At 34.1% G+C, this 21,560-nt stretch carries 24 protein-coding genes and 1 pseudogene; 3 read left to right on the top strand and 22 right to left on the bottom strand.

Features of this window, described 5'->3' with window-relative positions; genetic code table 11:
• Positions 1–72: 72 nt before the first annotated feature.
• The 12 genes from AC3WTL_RS25195 to AC3WTL_RS25140 form a co-directional block, all read right to left on the bottom strand.
• Positions 73–807, bottom strand: a complete 735-nt coding sequence (locus AC3WTL_RS25195; protein WP_492370235.1) for a hypothetical protein — start codon at positions 805–807, stop codon at positions 73–75.
• Between the two features lie 371 nt (positions 808–1,178).
• On the bottom strand, positions 1,179–1,304 hold the full coding sequence (locus tag AC3WTL_RS25190) for a hypothetical protein (protein WP_492370234.1): 126 nt from the start codon (positions 1,302–1,304) through the stop codon (positions 1,179–1,181).
• 294 nt (positions 1,305–1,598) lie between these two features.
• The gene (locus tag AC3WTL_RS25185) at positions 1,599–2,327 is read right to left on the bottom strand and encodes a hypothetical protein (RefSeq protein ID WP_492370233.1); all 729 of its coding nucleotides are present in this window, start codon (positions 2,325–2,327) and stop codon (positions 1,599–1,601) included.
• Between the two features lie 8 nt (positions 2,328–2,335).
• On the bottom strand, positions 2,336–3,280 hold the full coding sequence (locus AC3WTL_RS25180; protein ID WP_492370232.1) for a DUF4747 family protein: 945 nt from the start codon (positions 3,278–3,280) through the stop codon (positions 2,336–2,338).
• Between the two features lie 328 nt (positions 3,281–3,608).
• Complete coding sequence (locus tag AC3WTL_RS25175) at positions 3,609–4,769, bottom strand: hypothetical protein (protein ID WP_492370231.1); 1,161 nt, start codon at positions 4,767–4,769, stop codon at positions 3,609–3,611.
• A gap of 311 nt (positions 4,770–5,080) precedes the next feature.
• Positions 5,081–5,269 carry a hypothetical protein gene (locus AC3WTL_RS25170; protein ID WP_492370230.1) on the bottom strand — a complete coding sequence of 63 codons (189 nt, stop codon included), beginning with the start codon at positions 5,267–5,269 and terminating at the stop codon, positions 5,081–5,083.
• Positions 5,270–5,303: 34 nt separating this feature from the next.
• Entirely contained in the window at positions 5,304–5,711 is a 408-nt protein-coding gene (locus tag AC3WTL_RS25165; protein WP_492370229.1) for a hypothetical protein, read from the bottom strand.
• 11 nt (positions 5,712–5,722) lie between these two features.
• Positions 5,723–7,120 (bottom strand): DNA cytosine methyltransferase, encoded by a 1,398-nt coding sequence (locus AC3WTL_RS25160; RefSeq protein ID WP_492370228.1) that lies wholly within the window; start codon positions 7,118–7,120, stop codon positions 5,723–5,725.
• Positions 7,121–7,201: 81 nt separating this feature from the next.
• Positions 7,202–8,218, bottom strand: coding sequence for an adenine nucleotide alpha hydrolase family protein (locus tag AC3WTL_RS25155; RefSeq protein ID WP_492370227.1), 1,017 nt, complete (start codon positions 8,216–8,218; stop codon positions 7,202–7,204).
• Between the two features lie 75 nt (positions 8,219–8,293).
• Positions 8,294–8,686, bottom strand: a complete 393-nt coding sequence (locus AC3WTL_RS25150; RefSeq protein ID WP_492370226.1) for a hypothetical protein — start codon at positions 8,684–8,686, stop codon at positions 8,294–8,296.
• Positions 8,625–9,320: a hypothetical protein gene (locus AC3WTL_RS25145; protein ID WP_492370225.1), complete on the bottom strand. Its 696-nt coding sequence runs from the start codon at positions 9,318–9,320 to the stop codon at positions 8,625–8,627. Before AC3WTL_RS25145 ends, AC3WTL_RS25150 begins: the two co-directional genes overlap by 62 nt.
• A gap of 126 nt (positions 9,321–9,446) precedes the next feature.
• Positions 9,447–9,653, bottom strand: coding sequence for a hypothetical protein (locus AC3WTL_RS25140; RefSeq protein WP_492370224.1), 207 nt, complete (start codon positions 9,651–9,653; stop codon positions 9,447–9,449).
• Between the two features lie 393 nt (positions 9,654–10,046).
• On the opposite strand from AC3WTL_RS25140, the gene AC3WTL_RS25135 reads away from it, so the two are divergent.
• Positions 10,047–11,168 carry a tetratricopeptide repeat protein gene (locus AC3WTL_RS25135; RefSeq protein WP_492370223.1) on the top strand — a complete coding sequence of 374 codons (1,122 nt, stop codon included), beginning with the start codon at positions 10,047–10,049 and terminating at the stop codon, positions 11,166–11,168.
• A 58-nt stretch (positions 11,169–11,226) separates the two neighbouring features.
• On the opposite strand, the gene AC3WTL_RS25130 is transcribed toward AC3WTL_RS25135, so the two are convergent.
• The 10 genes from AC3WTL_RS25130 to AC3WTL_RS25085 form a co-directional block, all read right to left on the bottom strand.
• Positions 11,227–11,481, bottom strand: coding sequence for a hypothetical protein (locus AC3WTL_RS25130; RefSeq protein WP_159866808.1), 255 nt, complete (start codon positions 11,479–11,481; stop codon positions 11,227–11,229).
• A 120-nt stretch (positions 11,482–11,601) separates the two neighbouring features.
• Positions 11,602–11,982: a DUF4257 domain-containing protein gene (locus AC3WTL_RS25125; RefSeq protein WP_492370222.1), complete on the bottom strand. Its 381-nt coding sequence runs from the start codon at positions 11,980–11,982 to the stop codon at positions 11,602–11,604.
• A 230-nt stretch (positions 11,983–12,212) separates the two neighbouring features.
• Positions 12,213–12,440 carry a hypothetical protein gene (locus AC3WTL_RS25120; RefSeq protein WP_262176485.1) on the bottom strand — a complete coding sequence of 76 codons (228 nt, stop codon included), beginning with the start codon at positions 12,438–12,440 and terminating at the stop codon, positions 12,213–12,215.
• 106 nt (positions 12,441–12,546) lie between these two features.
• On the bottom strand, positions 12,547–13,179 hold the full coding sequence (locus AC3WTL_RS25115) for a thermonuclease family protein (protein ID WP_492370221.1): 633 nt from the start codon (positions 13,177–13,179) through the stop codon (positions 12,547–12,549).
• Positions 13,180–13,242: 63 nt separating this feature from the next.
• A complete protein-coding gene (locus AC3WTL_RS25110; protein WP_492370220.1) occupies positions 13,243–13,533 on the bottom strand; it encodes a hypothetical protein in 291 nt (96 codons plus the stop codon).
• Positions 13,534–13,689: 156 nt separating this feature from the next.
• Entirely contained in the window at positions 13,690–15,357 is a 1,668-nt protein-coding gene (locus tag AC3WTL_RS25105) for a restriction endonuclease (protein WP_262176492.1), read from the bottom strand.
• 102 nt (positions 15,358–15,459) lie between these two features.
• Complete coding sequence (locus AC3WTL_RS25100; protein ID WP_262176494.1) at positions 15,460–16,416, bottom strand: helix-turn-helix domain-containing protein; 957 nt, start codon at positions 16,414–16,416, stop codon at positions 15,460–15,462.
• Between the two features lie 124 nt (positions 16,417–16,540).
• Positions 16,541–16,717, bottom strand: coding sequence for a hypothetical protein (locus AC3WTL_RS25095; RefSeq protein WP_262176497.1), 177 nt, complete (start codon positions 16,715–16,717; stop codon positions 16,541–16,543).
• A 505-nt stretch (positions 16,718–17,222) separates the two neighbouring features.
• Positions 17,223–17,525 (bottom strand): hypothetical protein, encoded by a 303-nt coding sequence (locus AC3WTL_RS25090; RefSeq protein ID WP_262176498.1) that lies wholly within the window; start codon positions 17,523–17,525, stop codon positions 17,223–17,225.
• Positions 17,526–17,683: 158 nt separating this feature from the next.
• Positions 17,684–18,277 (bottom strand): hypothetical protein, encoded by a 594-nt coding sequence (locus tag AC3WTL_RS25085; RefSeq protein WP_335690003.1) that lies wholly within the window; start codon positions 18,275–18,277, stop codon positions 17,684–17,686.
• Positions 18,278–18,630: 353 nt separating this feature from the next.
• Between AC3WTL_RS25085 and AC3WTL_RS25080 the strand changes: the two genes are divergently transcribed.
• Both AC3WTL_RS25080 and AC3WTL_RS25075 read left to right on the top strand, forming a co-directional pair.
• Complete coding sequence (locus AC3WTL_RS25080; RefSeq protein WP_492370219.1) at positions 18,631–19,797, top strand: tyrosine-type recombinase/integrase; 1,167 nt, start codon at positions 18,631–18,633, stop codon at positions 19,795–19,797.
• 313 nt (positions 19,798–20,110) lie between these two features.
• Positions 20,111–21,348 (top strand): annotated as a pseudogene (locus AC3WTL_RS25075) (IS110 family RNA-guided transposase).
• Positions 21,349–21,560 lie beyond the last annotated feature (212 nt).

Below are 21,560 nucleotides of genomic sequence, written 5' to 3'. Positions count from 1 at the left end.
AACCGAAAAAGCATTTTTTCGGCAAAAGTGTAAAAAGGAAACGAGCAAAAAGTGTAAAATTCGACTTGACGTCTACAGGTACCCTTTTTCACTTAAAGTATTTTTTATTTTCATGATTTCTGTATCTAATTTGTTGGTAAAATATTGGCGCTCTAAGATTTCAGCCGTTATTTTATTTATTTCTTTTTCGGCAACAGCCTGATCCTGAATACTAACCACTTTAATATTTTTGTACTCATTAACTAGGACAATAGCATTTTGTACCTCTTCAGCTCCGATAGTCTTTCGTACTTTAGTGCCCTTATCCTTAATCACTTTATCGTTTTGTGCTGTCATTGACTTAATTTTGCTTCTCTCTCTTGCGAAATCAGTCTGTATTTTCTGTGCTTGAAGTTTGAACTCTTCTCCGGCTTTTACCCTTACTTGCTCAAACTTCCGATAGGCTTCATCAAGTTTTTGTTTAGCCAATTGAGGATTTTGTTTTCTTAAATGATTGAACTCTGCTTTTGCTCTTTCAAGATTTACTTCAGCGTCTTTTACTTTCGCTAGTTTTTGTACCTCTGCAAGTTCGATTTGGAATTTGTTCATTTCACCCGCTTTTTTAGTACGAATATTTATATTTTCCCAGGTTGCTTTCTGAAACTCATCAAATGCGGCCACCTCAGATTTTATCAGGCTTGTGCTAATTTCGACAACTCCTAAATTGTTCGATAAATTAGAGGCAGCAGAAGCTCCTGTTGGTAATGCTGCGGCTCCACTTAGAGTAAGTGCGGAAGCCAGAGTAATGCTCAATAATTTTTTCTTCATGTTCTTGTTTCCTCCAATAAGGTTATGATTAGAGTTTTTAACTCCTAACTTCATCATAAGAACACCAAGAATTTTTGATTGTAGAATTTCACAATAATATTATGTAGGATAAAAAGTTGGTTCAGATTAAACGAACCGATGTTTTAAGGTGAATAGGAAAAATACACAAAAAGAAGATTTACCAAAATGAATCTTCTTCAGCAGATTTAAGTTTGGATTTTATAAAAAGATTTTATCTTTTTTGCGATCCTCATTAAATCAAAGCGCCCAAAAATGGAATAACTAAATTATGTTCACACTATGTAAATCACTTTTTGCCCCTCTAAGAAAAATAACAGCCAATATCATAATGGCTGTTATATCTTATTTTTTTAAAAAGTTTTTTTGATATTGAAATGGAAAGGTCCGAACGGTTGTGGCTCGTCGATTGAAGGTTCTGGTTTTGGTTCTGGATCGCAATCTCCGGTTTCTCTAGGATATCTTCGTTTTTCAACCATTTATATACCTCCTTTCCTGCCTTTAAAGATTCCCTTCATTTCCTTTTTAATAATTTTTTATGCAGCACACATCCAAAAGATAAAACCATGGAATTTTTGTATAGACTCTGACACTCTAAAGACAGAACCTTGCCCCGGTCCCGCCTTTAAACCCTTTCAGTCTATATCCTTTATTAAGGGAGTTGAAAATTTTGAGGCGGCTCTTATTCATCATCTGACCCGTGAATTGAATAAAAGTGAAGCAGAATACCACTTTTATAAATTGCTCAACATCTTTCCTGTTAAATGAAAAATTTATCCATCGTAATAGTCACGAAAATAGTTCTTTATTACATCTTTTTCTTGAATGTCGCTCGCATCAACATAATCATCTAGTTTTTTTAAAAATTCCTCTTTCTCAACTTTTGTAAAGCTAAGTAGAGTTTTTAACATAAAATCAATTCTTATTTCATTAGCTATAATATATAAATTTTTATCGCTGCTATCTATCTCATCGTATATGTTTGCAATATAAAACATTCTTACTATATTACTAATTAGACTAATGGAATAAAATATAATAAAAAATAAAAAATAAGAGAGAAATAACACAATAAAGTAAAATATTAATTCATTTAACAAAGGTAAGTTAGAATATAAACTAACATGTACTAAAAAGAATAAGAATATTGCAATACCTACATTAAAGGCTAGGAACTCAAAGCTTATAAATAAGTTTTGTACACTTCTTTTACTTACCTTCTCGACTTCTTTTACTATTTTTTTATTTAGTAAGCTGAAAATTATTGTAACACCTGCAATAATGATACCTAATACTCCTATAAGTGCTTGGCCTATATAAATAGTTAAATTTCTAAGAACATCTACATACGAGTCGAAGTTTCCATGCATATCCGTTAATATTGCGTATCCTAAAAATATTAATGCAATGATAGTTGCAATCTTACATTCGAATGACTTTAGGTTAATATAATCCTTCCATTTACTTGCATCAGTGAACCTTTCTAGTATTCTTTTTTTCATAAGTCCTCCTAAAACACAGAACGTAATATACCAGAAACTTTTTTCTTACACATCAATGCAAATTCTTTGGGATTCCTAGGTTTTGTGTCTATCCTATCTCTTACAACTACATTGTCATCAGTTGAAAATGTCCTTCCGGAAGTATTAATTGCTCCTACATAAACATAGCCCTTTTTCTGTGCTTCCTCAGCTGTAAGTTTAGAATGAATCTGACTAATTTGAGATAATTCTTCTTTAATCATACTAGCATCTATATTTAGACCCTCGGGTGCATCTGAAGCAAACAAGACACTTCTTTGAGTTATATTCCCTTTTTTAATGTTCTCTAAGTATTTCTCCCCATCTTTTTGAATACTATCCAATAATTCATCATCAGGGTTTGGAGGGTTGATCTCAATGGTTAGTTTTTCTATTTTTCCTATTTCCTTCAATTGTTTTGTTATTTTATCTAAACTCAACCCTTCTCTTACCAGTTTAACCTTAAATAAATATTTCTCTTTCTCTACTTCCATACTCTTATTTAATAATTCTTGAAAAGCATTAGTAAAGTCCGCATACCCGAACCTATTACTTGTATGAAAAACAACTATTTCCTTCTTGATGTCATAAAAGAAGTCAATAACCTCACTATTCTCAGTAGGGACTTTAATTTGTTGCTTTGTTTTTTCATTATATTTTGAAACAAAGATAGTGCTATCCTTAATAACCTTACCAACTATGGTATAATCTAGCTCTGAGTCAAACTTTTCAATTGCATGAAATTTATACTTTAACTCCTCGATATGCTCTTCGCCACTACTATCCAAACGGATTATTTCTTTTGTAAAGCTTATATTATCTTTAACGTTTATAAGAATCTTTTTATCAATTCCATTCTTTACATTTTTATCGTTATATATTTTAAGGATATGAGAGCTAATATTTATTTTTGAATAATATAATGTTACTGACATTTAATTTCCTCCAAAATTTTTATATCAACTATAAGAAAGCTATGTTGTATTTTAATGTTATGTTAAAGCTAATCAATTGAGATTCTGAAGGACTTTAAGTGAGTTCTTCTCACTATACTAATAGATATAACGGACAGCTATCTCCTGAAAATAAGCTAAAACAGTATATATTATACAATTATTTCAAATTTTTCTTTACTTGGCAATAAGTACTTACTGCAATAAGTGACACGAAAACCAAATAAAAAATTCCTGTAATGATACAGGAATTTTTTATTTATTATCGAAGATTCTTATTATTTCTGATTAAATGATTTATATACCACTATCATATCATTCCTATGAACGATAACTGCCTTTTTTTTATGTCTTCAAGACCTAATAAGAACTGAATATTTTGTTTGATTATATCTAGTGTAGACATGGATTCAGGAGCATTGATCCGCTCGCCATTTGAAAGATATATCTTGTCTCCCCCTTCCCACTTTCTTGCATTAAGAAAGCTTGTGGAGTCTGCAGAGAATAGATTAAACTCCAGGAGCATTTCGTCTGCTAAGCCTAATCCATGAAAACAGACATTAGGATATCTTTTTGTGACTTGATCGAGTATATCCCTAACAATATGCTTTCTGCTGCTTAGAAAAGGTACACAACCACCTAATCCAATCATCTCCGGCTCTTCCTTAACCAATTGATTCAAACCCTCTAAAGAGTCTGTAATCTGCCAAACCGGAAAGATGTTAGCATCTGTAAGCTCTTTTAATCTTTCATAGTTTACTTTAGTCTGTTCAGGGTCCCCAATACAATCCAATGGGAAAAAACCTAATATTCTTTTGTTATTCTTATGAGAGTTTATGAATTGAGCGTATCCCTCTAGAGTCATTTCATCCAATTTTTCATTATCGAATAAGTTACTTTGGTGAAACAATTGTTTTGATGATTTCCTCTTCTTATTAAAGATAGAAAAGGCACCACTATCCACAACACAAAATAAATCATAAGTATCAAGCATTTGAAGACATTGTGGTGATTCCAAAATATTTTTGTAGTTAAATAAGACGAATTTTCCATTTAAATCTTTGAGAATTTTGAGCATTGCCGGATCTCTTTCAAGCCCTGAAAAGAAGAACCGTGTACCCCAAAGGGATAAACGGTATAATCCAGCTCTTAATTTAAGTAACCTGGCCTTGTCTTTAAAACATTGTAGCAGGATACCAAATAAGGCCGATGTAAAAGAAGAGTATCTTTCAAGATCCTTCCGAACTGTTGTCCGCTTAAAAAAGAAGAAGCTAATAACCTGTCGAATAGATCTTCTTTTGATTTTTTGCGGTACCACTCCCTTTTCACTTTTAAATTCTAAGTATGTCTTCCCGTATTCAACTAAATAGTTTCTACATCCTTGAGCAGTATGAAATGTTCCTTTCTTTATTAACATACGCTTAAATTGACGTTCAATTTTTCTTGCATTTAACTTATATTCGATATACATACTAATTCCTCCTCATAAAAAAGAAGAGTCTTCACTCTTCCTCTCCAATTGATATTTTTAGAATTTGTCACTGATGAATGAATAAATTCTAATAGCTCCTATTAGCGTGAAAATTAGCCCTACTACTGCGCCAATTACTGAACGGATTACCTTTAGGACTATTATTAATCCAATTAATCCAGTCACTAGCAGCCAAAATGACGGCAAACTAAGTAAATTTGAGAATAATTCCATTACTCAACTCTCCTTCTCTAATTAATAATCTTAACCCACCTTTTCTTGGGGGCTATGTCCTCCTTAATTTGGTTCGATTAACCTCTGGTGTATGCCCAGATATGAGCAAATTTTATTTGAAAGGTCAAACCATCTTCATCAACTTCTAAATAATTGTCGAATATGGCTGTTACTGCCCCGTTATATTTATGCTCTCTTGTACTAACACTGAGTTGATCTCCTATGCATATTTCTTTTTTAAATTGTTCAATCCCTAATTTATTCATTGATAGATCATTCCTCTCTTAGCTATCTAAGTTTTTATACAAGCCTTGCACTTTTCCAGAAGCCCTTCTTTAAATGGCTGTTTTGTAAATTTCTCTCCATGAAACCTTTATATTGATATTCTCCATATTTCTTATAGATTTGATATCTATCGAATAGTATCTTATTTAGCAGCACCTGCTTTTTACCAATAGGAAAGTAATATTTAATTCTCCCTACCGAATCCTTTGTAGCAATTAAATCAGGACAACACGTTAAAATGTTATAACGATAAGCAAGATGTTTTTTTCCTTTGTGGTCACTAATTCTTATGGTATGACAAACCCCATAGTCTAGTTTGAGATAAATGCTGTGGCTACTGTAACTGTCATATCGCTGAACCACTATCCCCTCAGCCTTTAATCTACTTATCAGCCAATCTGCTGTTCTCTTAAGTTTTCTCATGCAGTGCCTTCTTAAATAATGAAGGACATTTGTTTATTTGAATTCTCCTGAAGAGGTATTATTGGTTGCCTATGGATAGCGGTACTAACTTTTTGCTTCATCAGTGAAAAAGCAACTTCAATCCCTATTGCTTTCACAACGTTTGCTGCTACGGACTGTCCCAGTAATGACGCTCGTTGGCTCTCAGAAATAAAGTCAGGAAAAGAAAAGTCCTCTGGAACGTCTAGAAATCTAGCGAGTTCATCAGACCTAAACAACCTCCATAAATTTGGATTTTCAGGATGTTTGAGATGACTTGAAGTAACATTGATTTTAGAGTAATTGGCGATAATACACGATATTCGTTTATCATCAAGACTTACTAACGTTCGATTTTTCTCTGCTGTAAAATTGTTGTTACCACTTCGACTAAGAAGATGCTCCATAACGGTCCCTTTAATTTCTCTCCAGTCCCCTTTTTCCCATTCTTTCCCGATCACCTGGCCAACTGTGAAGCGCCTGTGGTCCGGAAGCTTTGGAGTCTTTGGAAATTGAAAGTCTACTCCTTCTACAGCTGCTACTGCGTATCCCCGTTTTCTCCCGGCAACTGAACCCATATCATAAGCATCAATCATGCTTACATGCCAGTTAGGAAACATGGGAGCAAGTAGACCTTTTAAATGTTCAAAGGATCTGCTGCGGAAATATGCTGGCACTTGCTCAATTATAATGGCCTTACAATTAGAAGCCATTACGATACGCGCAAAGTGTGCTCCTAATCCCTCGGTTATACCACCTTTTAATAGCCCTATTGAGCTAAATTCCACACATGGTGGGCTCAACCAGGTAACGTCTATTGAAGGAATATAAGAAGGATTAAGGGAACGAATATCACCAAAATAACTACTTCCATTTGAGAAATTATGCAAATAAGCATCTATTGCGATATCCCAAACATCGGCCCCCATTTTTGATTCAAAATAACCAGTACTTTCTAAAGCAGCACTAGCAATACCCGCTCCACTCGGATAGCTTGCAAAAGTAAGTTTCTGTAATGGATCGGAACCACTTAAAAGTGGTTGTTTTATGACACAAAGGTCAAAACTCTGTTCTTTCCTGATTACAATAAGAGAATCGGATACCAAAATATCGATTTTTTCCTTCTGGGTGAACAATACAGCTAAATCTGCATTTGAATAGTCTATAAGCGGTCTATGAGCTGGCCATGAAGGACGCTTTCTCTTTGCTACCTTATACGGAGTATCCTCATCTTTTTTTATTATTAAAGCTTGATTCGTATAGGTATAAGAAATAGACTCTCCCACCTTAAAGTTACCTGCTTCCAATACAGTAGGTTCTAAGAAAATTCTAGGATTGCCGTATTTGTTAATTGTCCTTAAATTTCTAATTAGCTTGATATTCTTGCTCATGAGAATCCTCCAATTTATATATAGAAAGACAGAACCGCAAGTGCGATTCTGTCTCCCTAAGTTTTTTAGATTTCTGATTACCTAAATAGCCATTGCTACTTGAAAATTTTCATCCTCAAAAAAGTCACCCTCAGAATTCTGGCCAAAATCCACAAAGCAGCTGCAGCCAGCATGGTCAAATTTTAGGTCGAATTCCTCTTCATCATTCCATCCTTTCCAACCGCTTAAATCCCTACCAAATTTCGCTAAAGGATATGGACCTCCATTTCTTTTCATAAAGCTATATTGGTTAATGGTTAGATCAGTAGGAATGTATACTTTTGGTCTGCTTGCTCTATCGTAAAAGTAGTCCCTATAACAATCATCAAGGTTTTTATGCCACAATGCTTTAACCTCATCATCTAAGCCATCCACTTCTAAGTTTTTAATATAGTGGTATTCAGAAACATAAAGTTTGATATAATGTTCCTGTTCAACTAGCTTGTTAAAAACATCAGGCATTTTTTCTCGAAGCCTTTTAAAATGAGCCATACCCGCTTTTACGCACCTGCCATTGCAGTTGTTGTGACTAAATCCCAATTGGTATAATATAGGAATTTCTATGCCCCATTTCTCTAAAACTTCCTGGTTATCAATAAAATATTCAATCAGGGGAAACCGCACATTGAAGTTCTTACCCCAGTTCTTCTCAATACCCTTTACTCTGTGGGCTTCTGCGAATGATATACCAAAGTACAAGGTTGCATCCGAAACAAAATCCTCACTTTTGAGGAATTGTCTGTTATGCCACTTTTCAATCTTTGGAACTTTTCCTTTTATCAAGAAGTCTCCGGCCACTTTCATTTTTAAATACTTTGAACAATTGCCTATTCGATTATTAAATACAACCTTCTGTTCAAACATAAGTTGAATAGGTGTCAATCCCATACTATGCGTTAACAGCGGCAATTCCAGCTTGTCCGATACTTCATAAATGAATCTGTACAGATCATCTGATTCCCATAATGTATCATTGAAATATAATAAAATATTGTCCTCCGGGTAGGTTTCCTTTACATAATCAACAACGGAGAAGCTAGAAAGCCCTCCGCTGAACATAATTATATGATTCCTCATCTTTTAATCCTTCAGATTTATAATAAGATTGTTTATTAATTTAAAGGTGAACTATCTTCAAGAGACCCCTTTATAACTCGCTTGTTCATTGCCCTTAGACATATGATAAAAAGTTAATAGGACTGCTTGTAACTCAATAAAATCCTCTTCCAGGAGCCCAGGATTATAAAAGCATTCAGCAAACCAAGGGTGCCCATTTAAGGAAACACAACCCACTTCAAAGGGACGAAAACCTTCACCACTATGTCCTTTAAAATCTTCAAAGGATGCGAAAGTTTCCTGGCTCATAATAAAGAAATTAGGTGCATTTCCGTTTTTTCCATAGGTGATTACTCCATCGAACCCCACTCTTACAGCTATATTGAAGCCACCTTTACAACGAAGGTTTCTAAAAGCATAAGGAAAGTTGCCCCTGTTCTTGATCATCCATTTCGGAAATTGAGTAAGCATCACTTTCACCACCCGAATAATATGCATATTTTCCGCTGCCAAAAACATCTTCTGCTTTAAATATGGCTTTATTGGTTTTTTCGTCAGTAAATAGCGGCGTATGGAAAGGGTTATAGAGTACTTTTTTATAACCCATTGGAACATGCTTGTTGTAGGAAACTAATTCTCCTCTAATATAGGCATGAACACGTTTCCGCTTTTCCTGGCCTGTTTTTTGTCTTCCCGCTTCAGAAACTACGAATTTTGCGTTTTTTAATTGGACAGTACTGCAATGCGCCAAGACTAACCCTGTTTTTGCACAACGAATGCTATAGCCGTTATCTGTATGAAGGTTGCGGTAGCAATCGACTAGCTGGCCAGCTGTTAAGCTTCTCCCTTTATAGGGCGAAAAAAACATATCCGGGAGATTTTTAACAGCAAGAATATCATCAATATGATAGGGTTCCCCTCTTGATTCTCCATTTTTCCAAATAACAGCATAAAGCGCCTCATCGTCATGTTCCCAACCCCTAAGTTCGCCCTTAATAACAAAGGTTTTATTTCCTTCAGTACAAACTTCTTCTAAGATAGTTAACTCATACGAAGAACCAATTTTAGTTAGTCCTTCATAAGGTTTTTTTATAAGATAGTTCATATAAATTAGCCTCCTGAAAATAGAAAAAAGCAAAGAAAGTATCCTTTCTTTGCTTTGATTCTCCAACAATAGCCTTTATTAAAGTTTCTTAGTTCAAACTAACCATTACTGTATCATGGCAAAATACTATCCAATCTTATTTAACAGTTTAGAAACCTCAATGCTTTCCTTCACGGTCAATAAATCATTGTACTCTAACTTTTGCACTGCACAACGAATAAGATCCTGGTTAACATCTTCGAATCTATTTGAAGAATGTTCATCAAATTCATTACACAGGAGAGCATGAATCATCTGACCTTCTGCTGCTGATAGAAGAAATCCCTCACTCATTTTGTAAATACAATCCTCTAATGCTGGTTTAACTACAAGAGAACTCATATCTAATACCTACCTTCCCAAAATTAGTTAATGTATTAAAGTTCTTTATTCATAACAAACACAAAAAAGCCTTTGGGATGATTTTTAGACACAAAGGTAGTGTCTTAAGATCAAGCCCAAAGGCTAAAGTGTTTGTCAAAGTCCGCTAACGATAAAATATCGTCGCCTCAAAATAATAAAATAAAGAAATTTAATAATAAAATTATAACAATTTACCCAATTATTGTCTATGTAATCATAAAAATTTAAAATTTATGATTGTACTTTATCACAATTATATATCCCAGAATAAGTAATTAATTGTATAATTTATCTATATTTTTAGGTTAATAAGGGGTGGTTGGGGTGAGATATGGTGGGTGGTTAGGAATTTTTTTTCTGTTTATATTATTAGCAGGTTGTATAGGGAAATATGACGACTATTTACAAAAGGGTAAAAACTCCTTTGAAAACGAAGAGTACGCTAAAGCAGTAGACTATTTGGAGCAGGCTTTGAAAGAGAAGAAAACAGCAGAAGCTGAACAACTTTATGCTGAAGCGAAAGATAAATCTAAAATATCTAAGCTCCTGACAGAAGGGAAAGACCTAACAAACAAAAAACAATTTGATAAGGCTATATCTATATATACTTCTATTCTTAAGGACTACGAAAATAAAGAATACCTGGATAGCATTCTAAAAGAAACACAAGGTCTCCTAAATGTCACCAAAACAAAATATGGTGAAGCCCTTCTTACAATGGCTAATACAGCCATTAAAGGTGGAGAATACTCTTATGCTAAAAAAAACCTATCAAAACTTTTAGATATGGATATTGAAAATTCAGAGGTTAAGCAGCTCCTTATGTTTTGTGAAAATATGATTAACGGAACCAATGCGTATAATAACCAAGAATGGGATGAAGCAATCTCTCTATTCTCTGTTGCCCTTAACACCTATCCGGATCATGAGAAAGCAATTTCAATGAAAAAAGAAGCATTAGACAACAAAAAAAGTTTAGAAATTGCAGATAATATGGCCGGTTATGAAAATGAAGAAGCAATGACCAATGAGGTTGACTTTGAAGAAACTGATGTAACCGTAAATGAAGGTGAGGATATTCAAAGCAACCCAACGGAGGACGCGGCAAAAATAGAATTTGTCAATGTTATGAATAGCCTACTGGATGATTATTGGAGCAATGTTATGAACCAAATTCAGGGTATATCAAGTGGAATGACCTCTATAACCTATTTGCAAATGAATTTAGGGAACATTTATAGAGAATCAGTAAATGTTCCCGTTCCATATCCAGAATACCAAGAAATTATGAACAACTGGATGACCTGTTTGGAGGAAACAAACGTTTACTTAGAAGTCCTTCAAGCCATATACAATGGTGATTCTTCAGCTCTTTTACAAGAGAATATTAGTGTAATGGCAGACTATTATCAAAAGACACTAGATGGCCTTAACTCGATTCAATAGTGCAATCTCCAAACTAAAAAAAAGCTGTATCCCACAATATAATGGAATACAGCTTATTTCATTGTAATACATGCTCTTTCTTTCCTTTAATCCGGACAAAAGGTGACGTTGCTCTAATAAGTTCATAGGTTGAAGCCTGTTCTTTATTTCCGCTCATTAAAGATTCGTACCGACTTCTCGCTGTATTTAAGATTTCGTCAATCTCAGCCTGAATTAAGGTCCTCTCCTTCTTGTTATGGGCATCAAGTAGTTCAAGTTGAAGTTCATTAAACTTCTCAAGCTCATTAGCATTTAGAAAGTCCTTAAGTTGCATCTTGGCATCTCCTTTCAGGATTTACTTGCTAAGATTCAGTCTCCATTTAGATATCGTTTAATTGTTACGAACAGTATATCATATTTCTCTTGCAAAATATGTAAGAAAGAACAATACCGTTTATTGTTCTTTCTCTTGTTTTGCTGAGGACTCATTATCTTTTGGTTCAGGAGCAGGCAAAGATTCATTTAATTTTTCCAAATTGCTCTTAACCGAATCAATATTAGCTTGCTGATTTGAAGCTTCTAATTTAGCAATTGCGCCCTCTCCAGCATAGCCGCCTAAGATTGAAGTTAAAATTACTCTTTCAATACCATTCGGGTCTGCCACAATAACAACTGCAATTGCAGCCAATGCACCATAAGCCATATCAGTTAAAAAACCAGGATAGAATGTTCTCTTTGTGTTTCTTGGTTTTTTAATGGTATTATTCCTCTTAGCATGAGATAACACGCCCATCACTGAACCAATCCCTGCCGCTATCAATATATTTGTTAACATATTTTACCTCACCCTTTCGTTTTTTGTCTTGAAAATTTGCACAAAAAAACGACCTTTGGGCGATAGAAAGACATTACAAATAAAGTAATGTTCCATCGACCACAAAGGCCGTAACTTTTAAGCGTTTCCGCTAGTCTTCAATAGACTGCAAAAAAATTAATTGAAAAAAGTACTTACAGAAAAATTTTACTATAAACTTAAAGCAGTATCAATATTTTTCCAATACTTTCTTAACCCACCCATTCCTCTGTACTTTTTATCACAGATTTAATTCTAGTAGTAGCTTCCTCGTAACATTCTGGATCTTCCCTACAAGTATCCTCAACAGAATGAATTAGAACTTCAATGGCTTGCAAAGTCAGCTCAAGTTCACTTTTGGACTTTCCTTTTATCTCAATTATAATTTCCTGACTATTTGACTCATCTAAATTCATCAGATTTATCTTGAGTTCTTTCATATCACGCCCTCTTTTCTACTTTAATATATTCATGAATTCTTCTGCTTTTTCTACAATGCTTTCCTTCAAATCTTTTGATACAACATCCATGTCAAATCCATTCTTTTTATCTACATACCCGGGAATACTCCAAATATTTTGGCCGGCTTCTTTTGCTTCTTTTTTCCGCTGCAAGATATAGATCGGTATAGTTGTATTCATCATATATATAAGCGACTCTTACTAATCCTTCTAAGATAAGAATTTGTTGAATACTTCTTCCACTAATAAAGGCGTGAATTAAATACCTCCCATATTTATCCGTAATATCAGCTTCGGGGTCACTTTCAATCTCAATCTCTTTACCCATTATTAGATTGGTTAAAAAAGCTGTGCCTTCAGGTCCGAATTTTTCAATAATATTGGTTGTCTTGGGGGCAGTTATTCCTAATAATTTCCCAGTTACCTCTTTATTTAGCTGAGGATCGAAATATCGGATACTATCAGCATCAATTATAGATGTTACAGTCACCTTCCTTCTGGTTTCGGATTCAGTTTTTTCATATATATTACTTAGTTTTAGATTGGTATTTGTTTCATAATTTCCATTTTCTTTGTTTTCTGGGTATATTATTCTATTGAAGAATTGGTCCTGTGTATCATCATTTGAGTGTTTTAATTCATACTTTGGTGCATCTTCATAAGTAAGACCTGGAGTAGAACAGGAGATTAATATTAAAGCAGTTGAAAAGATGAACATGATTTTAGTTATCCGTATTTTATTTATTCCCTTTCCCTCCTAACAAACCCAATTTTCTATTTTTCATTTTTTCTTTGCTAATTTATCTATGTAGTTCCAGCATTCTTCTATCGGGTATCTCACTAACTTATAGCTTTGGCCATACTTTACCCCTCCTTTTTCTTCTAGTAAAAGTACTAGTTGCTCAATAGATATTTCTCCCTTATCAACTTTTTGATAATATTTTAAAACTAGTGACTTCCATATTCGTCCAGGGGTTAATATATAAACCTCCCCTTGATATTGATGCGATAGAACTTTCTCAACCAACTTTTTTCTTTGGTCCTCATCACGTTTTTTCTCAAAAGTTAACATTATTCTCCCCCCATACAAAAAGACCCCAATACAGCTATTTATGACAGCTGCATTGGGGTCTTCCCATTAAATTGATATATTTATTACATTATTTTACCATTAATATGCGGATTTTACCAAGCACTTTTTATATGACAGAGAAATATGTTATCAGATTTATAATTCTCGTAAGGGGTTGTTAGCCAGAATTTCCTTAGCCTGCTTAATGTCTATTCTTGCTTTATAACCATGTTTGTGAAGTAAAGACAATAAATTACTTCCATTAATTAAAGTAATCGGCTTGTCTTTGGCAAATTTAAATGAGTCTGGACCAAAGTCAGCAGTTGATACTAATATACCTTTGGTAGCTCCTTCGTGTTGAACTGTACCATACAAATCCCTTACTGAAGAAACCCCCACTACATTTGTATATCTCTTTGCTTGAATAATTATTTTTCCACCCCGTATTGGATCTGGATCAAAGGCTACTGCATCTACACCGCCGTCTCTACTCGCCCTGGTAATTCTTACTTCTCCACCAGTCTCATTAAATTCTTTTTCAAACAATTCTCTAATTAAATGCTCGAAGTCTTCCCAATCCATCGCTGCCAAGTTATCGGATTCATCTAAAGAATCAGCAATATTATAAGACGAAACAAACCTAGAATCTTGACGCTCAATCTTAATTATCGGTGCTATTGGAGTTAAACTATGCAACTTAATACTGCCAATACCTTTAAGACCTTTAAAGCAAAGTTTTGGATCCACTTGTTCTAGATTAATTTCTTCAAATTCTTTTTTTTGTGTTTGAACAGACAATATACATGCCTCTACTTCATTTCCATTTGTCTTATCAATAGATTTTACTAGTCCGTTAAATACGATTGAGTGTACGGCATCTATAGAATCTGCCTCAAATAATTCATGTATAGTTCTTAATGTAATTTGATACAAGAGATTATCATATATTTTATTTAGTGCTGCATCAGACAGATGTTCTTCTTTGAATTCATTCCTGGACTGAATATATTTAACAGATTTAAGCGTTGGTAAGTCACTAATAGAAGGTAACAAATATTCAACTAATAATACCTTATTGCTTGGATTATATTCTAATTCAAACTCCTGTGGGAAAAAATTCGGATATTCCGAATTTGATAGTACCATGTCACAATATTCAACAATAGCATCTGGGTTTCCTTGTATATAGCTTTCTTTTAGGTTTTCAACCGCTTCATTATTTTCTTTCTGATTCGCTAAAAATAGCTCTTTTTTTTCTATCCAATTAGCTATTTCTCTTTCATAAATTACTTTATTTTTCTGATTAACTTTTAAAACACGTTCTTTTTGTTTTTCCCACTTTTCATGATCTAATTTATATAACTCATTTATCTCATCAATTTTTTTTTGTCTTTTCTTTGACATTAATCTATCCATAATACCAAATTTTGGATTATAAAGTTCATCTGATGGGAGAGGTTCTCTTGGTATTTCAATTACATCTTTCTTCACTGGCTCAATTTCACTAAAAGAGGAGGTATCTTTTAAATCTTCCCAGTTAATTGTGTCAACATGATCTAATGTAAACAACAAAGTGTTTTGAATGGTATTTAGTTGTTCTGTTGCTTCAGTTGTTAATTTGGCAGCTAGCTCCTTCTTCTGTTGTTTTTCTTTCGCCGCCAGTTCCCTTGCTTTCTTTTGATTCAACTGTAATTGTTTCTTTTTCCACATTTCATTCCAAGTTCTTTTCTGCATTTCTGCCTTTTGCTGGACAACGTATATGTTATTCCCTTTAATTACTTTATATTTATTTAGGCCTTCATGACGAACTTCAATTTGATACATAACCATCTACTCTCTTCTAATATTTATTAAATTTTTCCTTAGGAAGTATTTTGAACAATCACAGTTTGGAATAGTGTAAAAAATGCAAGATATTCATATCTCTTAAATGTCGTACTTATCTCTCAAAATTGCTATCACAGTTTCTTCCATGGTGATGTTTGATTTTTCAGCTTCTTCCCTTATCTTTTTCTTTAATTTTGAGGGGACAGCAATTGATAGCACTTCCAGGTTGCTATCAATGTAAATACCTTCTAATCTAATAGTTATATCTCCTTCAGTTAAAGATTCTTCAAGCGTTGTAAGAATTTTGTCTGGTATACGTTCTTTAATCAAAATGGGTTTTACTTCAACTGTAATCTTATCCTCATTTTTCAGATACACTTTTATGTTTTTAGGCCCGAGGTGAGAATAAAATAGCCCCATTGCTCTATAGAAATCCTGGGATTCTGTGAATTGGAATTTGGCAAAGCCTTTCTGCGTTTTATATCCTATATCCGGAATCTTTTTTACCGGTGTATAACCTGCTTTTTCAATTCCCTCATACGGGATTTTCTCTCCATTTTGGCATTGAAGATAGGGCTGCAACTTTTCGTTTAATAATATATAATTACTGTCTTTACCATCCGGAGAAAGGAATTCCTGATACCAGGCATAGTTGGTATCTTTGTCGTAAAAATCTTTCCCTTCATTTCTTTTCTGTTCCTCATAATAAGATTTAAATCGCTCAAGTTCCTCCGGGGTAATGAAATAAAATTCTCGTCCCTTATATAGCTTTTTCTCAGCAGCTAGCAAGCCTTGTTGAATGTATTGAAATATTGTAGCTGTATGGAGGCCAAGTAATTTGCTAGCTTCTCCAGTTGTGATTCCCGGTTTTCCCTTTTTCTTTTTTAATTCTTCAACATCTTCTTTGTAGAATAATTTAGTGTTATCAATGTGCCAGTTGTCTTCGTAAACTGGCTTTAATTCCCCTTGCTTTACATATTTATGAATAGTTGATGGCTTAACCTTAATTATTTCTGCAGCTTCATTTGTTGTTATCATTTCTTTTTCTTTATCCATGGGTTTCACCTTACTTTTTAATGTGTCTAAAAAAACCAGCAATGTTGCTGGTTATCAATTCTAATTTGTTCTATCTAAGATAATCATACTATAATACAATTTTTTATATAAGTTTTAGTGGAGATTATTTCCTAATCACTTTTAAAGATGATTTACTTCTTAAAGAGGCCTTTAACTCTTTAACATCTTTATTATCACATCCACATACGATGCCAATCCAATAACGAGATCCATCTACTGTAATATAACCTCCATCATCCACAATAGAATTACAAAATTGACAAGTAAATACGATATTCAATGGTTTCCCACCTGCCTTTAGAAAAGTGTGAGTTGCTCAAATATAATTTCCGAACTTTCCTCGGAAGTTATTGTACAAAGAGAATGATTTGAACTTGTTTCTTCCATTATATAAGTAACTTCTTTGAACTCCTTGAACCAATGCAGCGGAAAGCATCCTTTACATTTAGTTAGTTCACTGTCCTCATAGAAATGAGCATGGGTATTCTGAGGCAAAATGTAATAATGAGAAAGCAGGATATTACTATACCCTGCCCTTCTCCAAAATAATTTAGCTTTATAAATCTTACCCTGATCAAGCTCTATATTCGTGCGTGGAGGCTCAGTAGGATAGCTTTCGTCTTTAAAGATTTGAAACCGGTCACCGTTGAAACATCCAAAATGAGCATTGGGGTTATTAAATTTAGATACATAATAATGATTGGGCCCATTAGGAAATAAAAAATATGTATATTCTTTATTTAAGTAGCACAACTTATCACTGCCAATATACATCCCTTTTAGCATCATGCATCTCCCTTTTTTAGCCAACCTTTCTTGTTGCAATACTCTAGTAACTCATCGATGTATGCGTTTACTTCCTTGTTCTTAGGGTTTTCGAGAATTCCTTTTTTTAAGGACTTTTTCAAAATTATGTTATCGTCTCCCCAGACTAATTCTATCTCAGCTGTTGCTTTCCTTTTGGTTGAAAGTCTCCGTACCTCTATCCTGAGACCTGCTTTAATTTCAGAAAGGTAGTAAGTTGTTATTTTTAAATTAACTTTCCCCTCTCGCACCTGTTTATCATTAAATTCAAATTCTTCTTTCATAAGCGTCCTTCCTTTGTCACCGAAAGTCCTCTGATGAATTAACTAGGCGTTCTTATTATCGGGTTTTTGATATTTGAGTTTCAATTGGAGTTTCATAGGAAATTTACACCACAGTCAAAAAGTACTATGGTGTAATTACCTTTAATCGTTATATTCTATCAATTTATAAAAGCGTAATTTTCAGCTTCTGATTTTGTGTCAAACAGTCTCAGTATCGTAGAAGCAGTAAGATGAAAGAAGCTTCCCTTCGCTTCGTGATCGACTATGTAAGCTTTCATTTTCCCCCTACCCCGAGCACTGATCACCACTGGAAGAATATCGTGCCCATTAACAAAATATCCTGTTCGAACACCGAGCCATTCACCAGTTGACTTTTCCCATTCTTTACGTCCTTTGATTAATTTGTCGATGCTTGCTTTTTTGGACACTTTATCAATTGCTGCTTGGGTACACTGAAGTTCCTTATCCCCATCAACTAGAATCCTTACTGGATATTTAGTCCCTGGCTTTACCTCATAGATGATGCCTGATTCTCCAGTTGATTTCAATTTTACAGGACGACCGCAAACCACGTCTTCATCCTTCATCACTGTTCCTTCAGTAATTGACCATTGATATCGAGGAAATTTTTTAGTTAATTGTTTAACAACCGCTTTTTCCCCTAACTGTCTTAGTTCTTCTTGTGTGAGTCCTTCTTTTCCACTAATTTCAACAGAGATTGAAGGAAGTTGGAATGTTAGCGTTTTTTTCATTACTAATCAGCCCTTCTGAAAAAATTTAGTGTGTGCGGGAAGGCTCCAGTAAAATCCTTAGCCTTGGTTAATGGAAAACCTTTCCTTGAAATGAATATATCAAACTTTATAACTATTGTCTAGTTATTTATAAAATAGTTATATAAAATATAGTTAAATGAATAATAATAAATAATTAATACATATAGACAAATAACCTATTTTTCTCGTAATCTGTATTATAATAAATGTAAGTTAATAACTTAATAACTCTTTATATAAGAAGTTTTTTATTATAAAATCTAAATAAAATTAATAGGTTTAAATAAAATTGTTAATAAATATATTTCATCTAAAAGGAGGTAAAATAAAATATGAAATCTAGTGAATTAGTTTATACTGAACAAATTAATAAATTATTAACTCCTGATTTAGTAAATAAAGCTCAAACAATTTCCTCTTTGGTAACATCCCTTCTAGATGATTCCTTACATAAAAAAATGAGCGATATTATAGATAAAGACGGTGAAGCAAACTTTTCACTCTTTAACGATATCGAAATGATTTATTATTACGCGCACCAAAAAAAGGATTTAAATGAGAAGAAAAACCGAACAGAAAATACAAAGCGGGAATATCTAAGGGATCTTCTTTTGTTCTATCAGCAGCTGCTGGAACAAGCAGAATTACTGGAGATTAAAATTAGAAATGTGCAGGAGTATCGGTTACTGAAAAAATTAACACCACGGAATATGAGGAAATTCCAGGAGTGGTTGAAGGAAGCTCCCCTTGGGAAGGGTGGGAAGGAATATTCTGTAGCAACCTTAAGTCGAAAAACAGTTGTAATTAGAGGTTTCTTAAAGTACCTGTACGAAAATCAATACATTACGGTCCCGCTTCATCAAAAAATGTTAAGCAGCAATGTTCGTTCATATGATCGTCCAAATAAAGAAATGAGTTCTGTGGAGGTAATTAGCATAGTCAATTACTTCAGAACTCATCCCATCCTTTACGGATTGATATCAGTATTGGCCACAACTGGGCTACGTATACAGGAGCTCTGTAATGCAAAAGTTTGCGATCTTGTTTATTTAGATGGAGAATACTGGCTTACAGTTATGGGAAAGGGTCAAAAGGAGCGGCAGGTATTAATTCATCCAAACGTTTTAAAGGCCATAGAGGGGTTTCGTAAAAGAAGAAGGCTAGATTTTAAACTCGATCCTTCCGATAGCTCCCCTTTATTTACTACTTCTAAGGGAAAGGCCTATGGATATAAATATCTGTCGAATTATTTAATCACAAAAATAAACAAAGCTGATTTGGACTTTATTAAAATGCGGAAGAATCCTATAACGCCTCATAGCTTCAGACATGGTTTTGCTCTTATTAGTGCTGACCAGGGGGCGGATTTATTGACCATAAAAGAAAGTCTTGGTCATTCTGACACCAAGACAACTCAGATCTACCTACAAAGAAAAATGCAACGGAAGAATAATGCTGCTCATTCTTGGAAGAACTCTGATATCATTAATAAGATTTAAAGACCACATAAACAATGTTATGTGGTCTTTATTAATATAGGGCTTATTAAACAAAAGCACCCGATCGTAATATAAGGTTAGCCAGATATTTCTGGTTGACCTTTTTATTTATGGTCTTAATATTACGGTAGTCGGGGTAGAACGTCGCACCCGTGGGTTAAATCCCGTCAACTAAACTGTTCACCCCCTACTTGTATAAACATGTTTCAGGCTGGTTGGGACAACGATCCCGTTTAACAAGCGAACCTATGACATTACAAGAAGCCTTAGGGGATACCGACAATTGTTGTTTTACAAAGGAGGAGATATGATTATGAATCCAGTCATTGGTCTGGATGTTTCAAAAGGTGAAAGTCAGGTTCAAGCATTTTTAGACAAAGGCAAACCGTATCGTAAGAGCTTTAGTATCAAACACAATACTGATGGTTTAGGTAGTTTATTAGAGTTCCTTCATGAAGTAGAGAGTTCAGCTGGTGGTCATCAGCCAACGGTGGTTTTAGAATCAACAGGACATTACCATTTTCCTGTAATTCAATTTCTTGAGGAGCAATGTTTTGTTTATATTGTTGTCAATCCTCTTATCTCCCATCGGGCCAAAAGTTCGAGTTTAAGGAAGGTAAAAACAGATACAATTGATTCTTTTCACCTTTGCGAACTGTTTTATAAAGAAGAATTAGAGCCTTATAAAAAAAGAGGAATTCAACTATTAAATCTTCGTAATCTAACAAGACAACAAGAAAGTATTGCCGAAGTATCAGCACAGACTAAAATACAGCTGCATACCCTTTTGGATCAGGTATTTCCTGAATATAGAGGAGTTTTTGGAAGTTTATATTCCAAAGTCTCATTGCTTACATTATTAGAATTTCCTACTTCAGAAGTAGTGTTAAGTGTGAGTGAAAGAGAAATAACAGAGAAAATAGCTTCGCTATGTATGAGTCGTTCAGATGCATGGGCAAACGAAAAGGCCAAAAAATTAAGGGAAGCAGCCCTTCGTAATCCGTTTCAAAGCAACCTCTACCAGAGTAATATTTTTAATCTAGAGTTATTAGTCAAGATCGTTCTTCAATACCAAGAGCATCTATCTTGATTGCAGGTGAAATAGATGCCCTCGCTAAAGAAATTGAAGAATATCATATACTGCAGTCTATCCCTGGAATTGGAGAGAAAATCGCCGCCACGATTATTTCCGAGATTGGTGAGATAGATCGGTTCAATGATGCCAAAAAGCTCGTTGCATTCGCTGGAGTAGATCCTAGTGTTTTCTCTTCTGGTAAGTTTACTGCATCTGTAAATCGAATTACCAAACGAGGTTCTAGTAGACTTCGACATGCCTTGTATATGGCAGTTCAAAGTGGTATTCGTGATGCTCGTAAAAAGAAAACGACTGATAAAATCATCGCACGCAATAAAAGATTAAGAGAGTTTTACGATAAAAAACGTGAAGAAGGAAAACCCTTCAAAGTAGCAGTTATTGCATGTGTTAATAAGCTCTTACATTGGATTTTTGCCTTATTAAAAAGCAGAACTATTTTCCAAGATACAGTTTAAAAACTATATCTAACTAAATACAACAAAACCTTCCAAATTAAACATAGAGGAAGGTTATTTGGCATGAACATTTTTAGTATATCATGACGTTATTATTCTTTTTATTGAAAAATGTTGACAAACTATTAGCTGGTTTAGTTTAAGTGTATTTATTCACAAACTTAAGACCTTATTAGACACCTGCCTGTTTCCTATACGTCCGTCCTTTATTC

This window comes from Cytobacillus sp. EB106-05-05-XG126 (assembly GCF_058791715.1).
This window is presented reverse-complemented; position numbering and strand designations above follow the sequence as displayed.

Excerpts from the sequence above, each read along its gene's own strand:
- AC3WTL_RS25125 (WP_492370222.1), bottom strand. The coding sequence starts at position 11,982 with ATGTTAACAAATATATTGATAGCGGCAGGGATTGGTTCAGTGATGGGC.
- AC3WTL_RS25150 (WP_492370226.1), bottom strand. The coding sequence starts at position 8,686 with ATGCTTACTCAATTTCCGAAATGGATGATCAAGAACAGGGGCAACTTT.
- AC3WTL_RS25115 (WP_492370221.1), bottom strand. The coding sequence starts at position 13,179 with ATGTTCATCTTTTCAACTGCTTTAATATTAATCTCCTGTTCTACTCCA.
- AC3WTL_RS25190 (WP_492370234.1), bottom strand. The coding sequence starts at position 1,304 with ATGGTTGAAAAACGAAGATATCCTAGAGAAACCGGAGATTGCGATCCA.
- AC3WTL_RS25140 (WP_492370224.1), bottom strand. The coding sequence starts at position 9,653 with ATGAGTGAGGGATTTCTTCTATCAGCAGCAGAAGGTCAGATGATTCAT.
- AC3WTL_RS25170 (WP_492370230.1), bottom strand. The coding sequence starts at position 5,269 with ATGAATAAATTAGGGATTGAACAATTTAAAAAAGAAATATGCATAGGA.
- AC3WTL_RS25185 (WP_492370233.1), bottom strand. The coding sequence starts at position 2,327 with ATGAAAAAAAGAATACTAGAAAGGTTCACTGATGCAAGTAAATGGAAG.
- AC3WTL_RS25110 (WP_492370220.1), bottom strand. The coding sequence starts at position 13,533 with ATGTTAACTTTTGAGAAAAAACGTGATGAGGACCAAAGAAAAAAGTTG.
- AC3WTL_RS25120 (WP_262176485.1), bottom strand. The coding sequence starts at position 12,440 with ATGAAAGAACTCAAGATAAATCTGATGAATTTAGATGAGTCAAATAGT.
- AC3WTL_RS25165 (WP_492370229.1), bottom strand. The coding sequence starts at position 5,711 with ATGAGAAAACTTAAGAGAACAGCAGATTGGCTGATAAGTAGATTAAAG.
- AC3WTL_RS25080 (WP_492370219.1), top strand. The coding sequence starts at position 18,631 with ATGAAATCTAGTGAATTAGTTTATACTGAACAAATTAATAAATTATTA.
- AC3WTL_RS25130 (WP_159866808.1), bottom strand. The coding sequence starts at position 11,481 with ATGCAACTTAAGGACTTTCTAAATGCTAATGAGCTTGAGAAGTTTAAT.
- AC3WTL_RS25100 (WP_262176494.1), bottom strand. The coding sequence starts at position 16,416 with ATGGATAAAGAAAAAGAAATGATAACAACAAATGAAGCTGCAGAAATA.
- AC3WTL_RS25145 (WP_492370225.1), bottom strand. The coding sequence starts at position 9,320 with ATGAACTATCTTATAAAAAAACCTTATGAAGGACTAACTAAAATTGGT.
- AC3WTL_RS25105 (WP_262176492.1), bottom strand. The coding sequence starts at position 15,357 with ATGTATCAAATTGAAGTTCGTCATGAAGGCCTAAATAAATATAAAGTA.
- AC3WTL_RS25175 (WP_492370231.1), bottom strand. The coding sequence starts at position 4,769 with ATGTATATCGAATATAAGTTAAATGCAAGAAAAATTGAACGTCAATTT.
- AC3WTL_RS25155 (WP_492370227.1), bottom strand. The coding sequence starts at position 8,218 with ATGTTCAGCGGAGGGCTTTCTAGCTTCTCCGTTGTTGATTATGTAAAG.
- AC3WTL_RS25160 (WP_492370228.1), bottom strand. The coding sequence starts at position 7,120 with ATGAGCAAGAATATCAAGCTAATTAGAAATTTAAGGACAATTAACAAA.
- AC3WTL_RS25085 (WP_335690003.1), bottom strand. The coding sequence starts at position 18,277 with ATGAAAAAAACGCTAACATTCCAACTTCCTTCAATCTCTGTTGAAATT.
- AC3WTL_RS25195 (WP_492370235.1), bottom strand. The coding sequence starts at position 807 with ATGAAGAAAAAATTATTGAGCATTACTCTGGCTTCCGCACTTACTCTA.
- AC3WTL_RS25090 (WP_262176498.1), bottom strand. The coding sequence starts at position 17,525 with ATGAAAGAAGAATTTGAATTTAATGATAAACAGGTGCGAGAGGGGAAA.
- AC3WTL_RS25180 (WP_492370232.1), bottom strand. The coding sequence starts at position 3,280 with ATGTCAGTAACATTATATTATTCAAAAATAAATATTAGCTCTCATATC.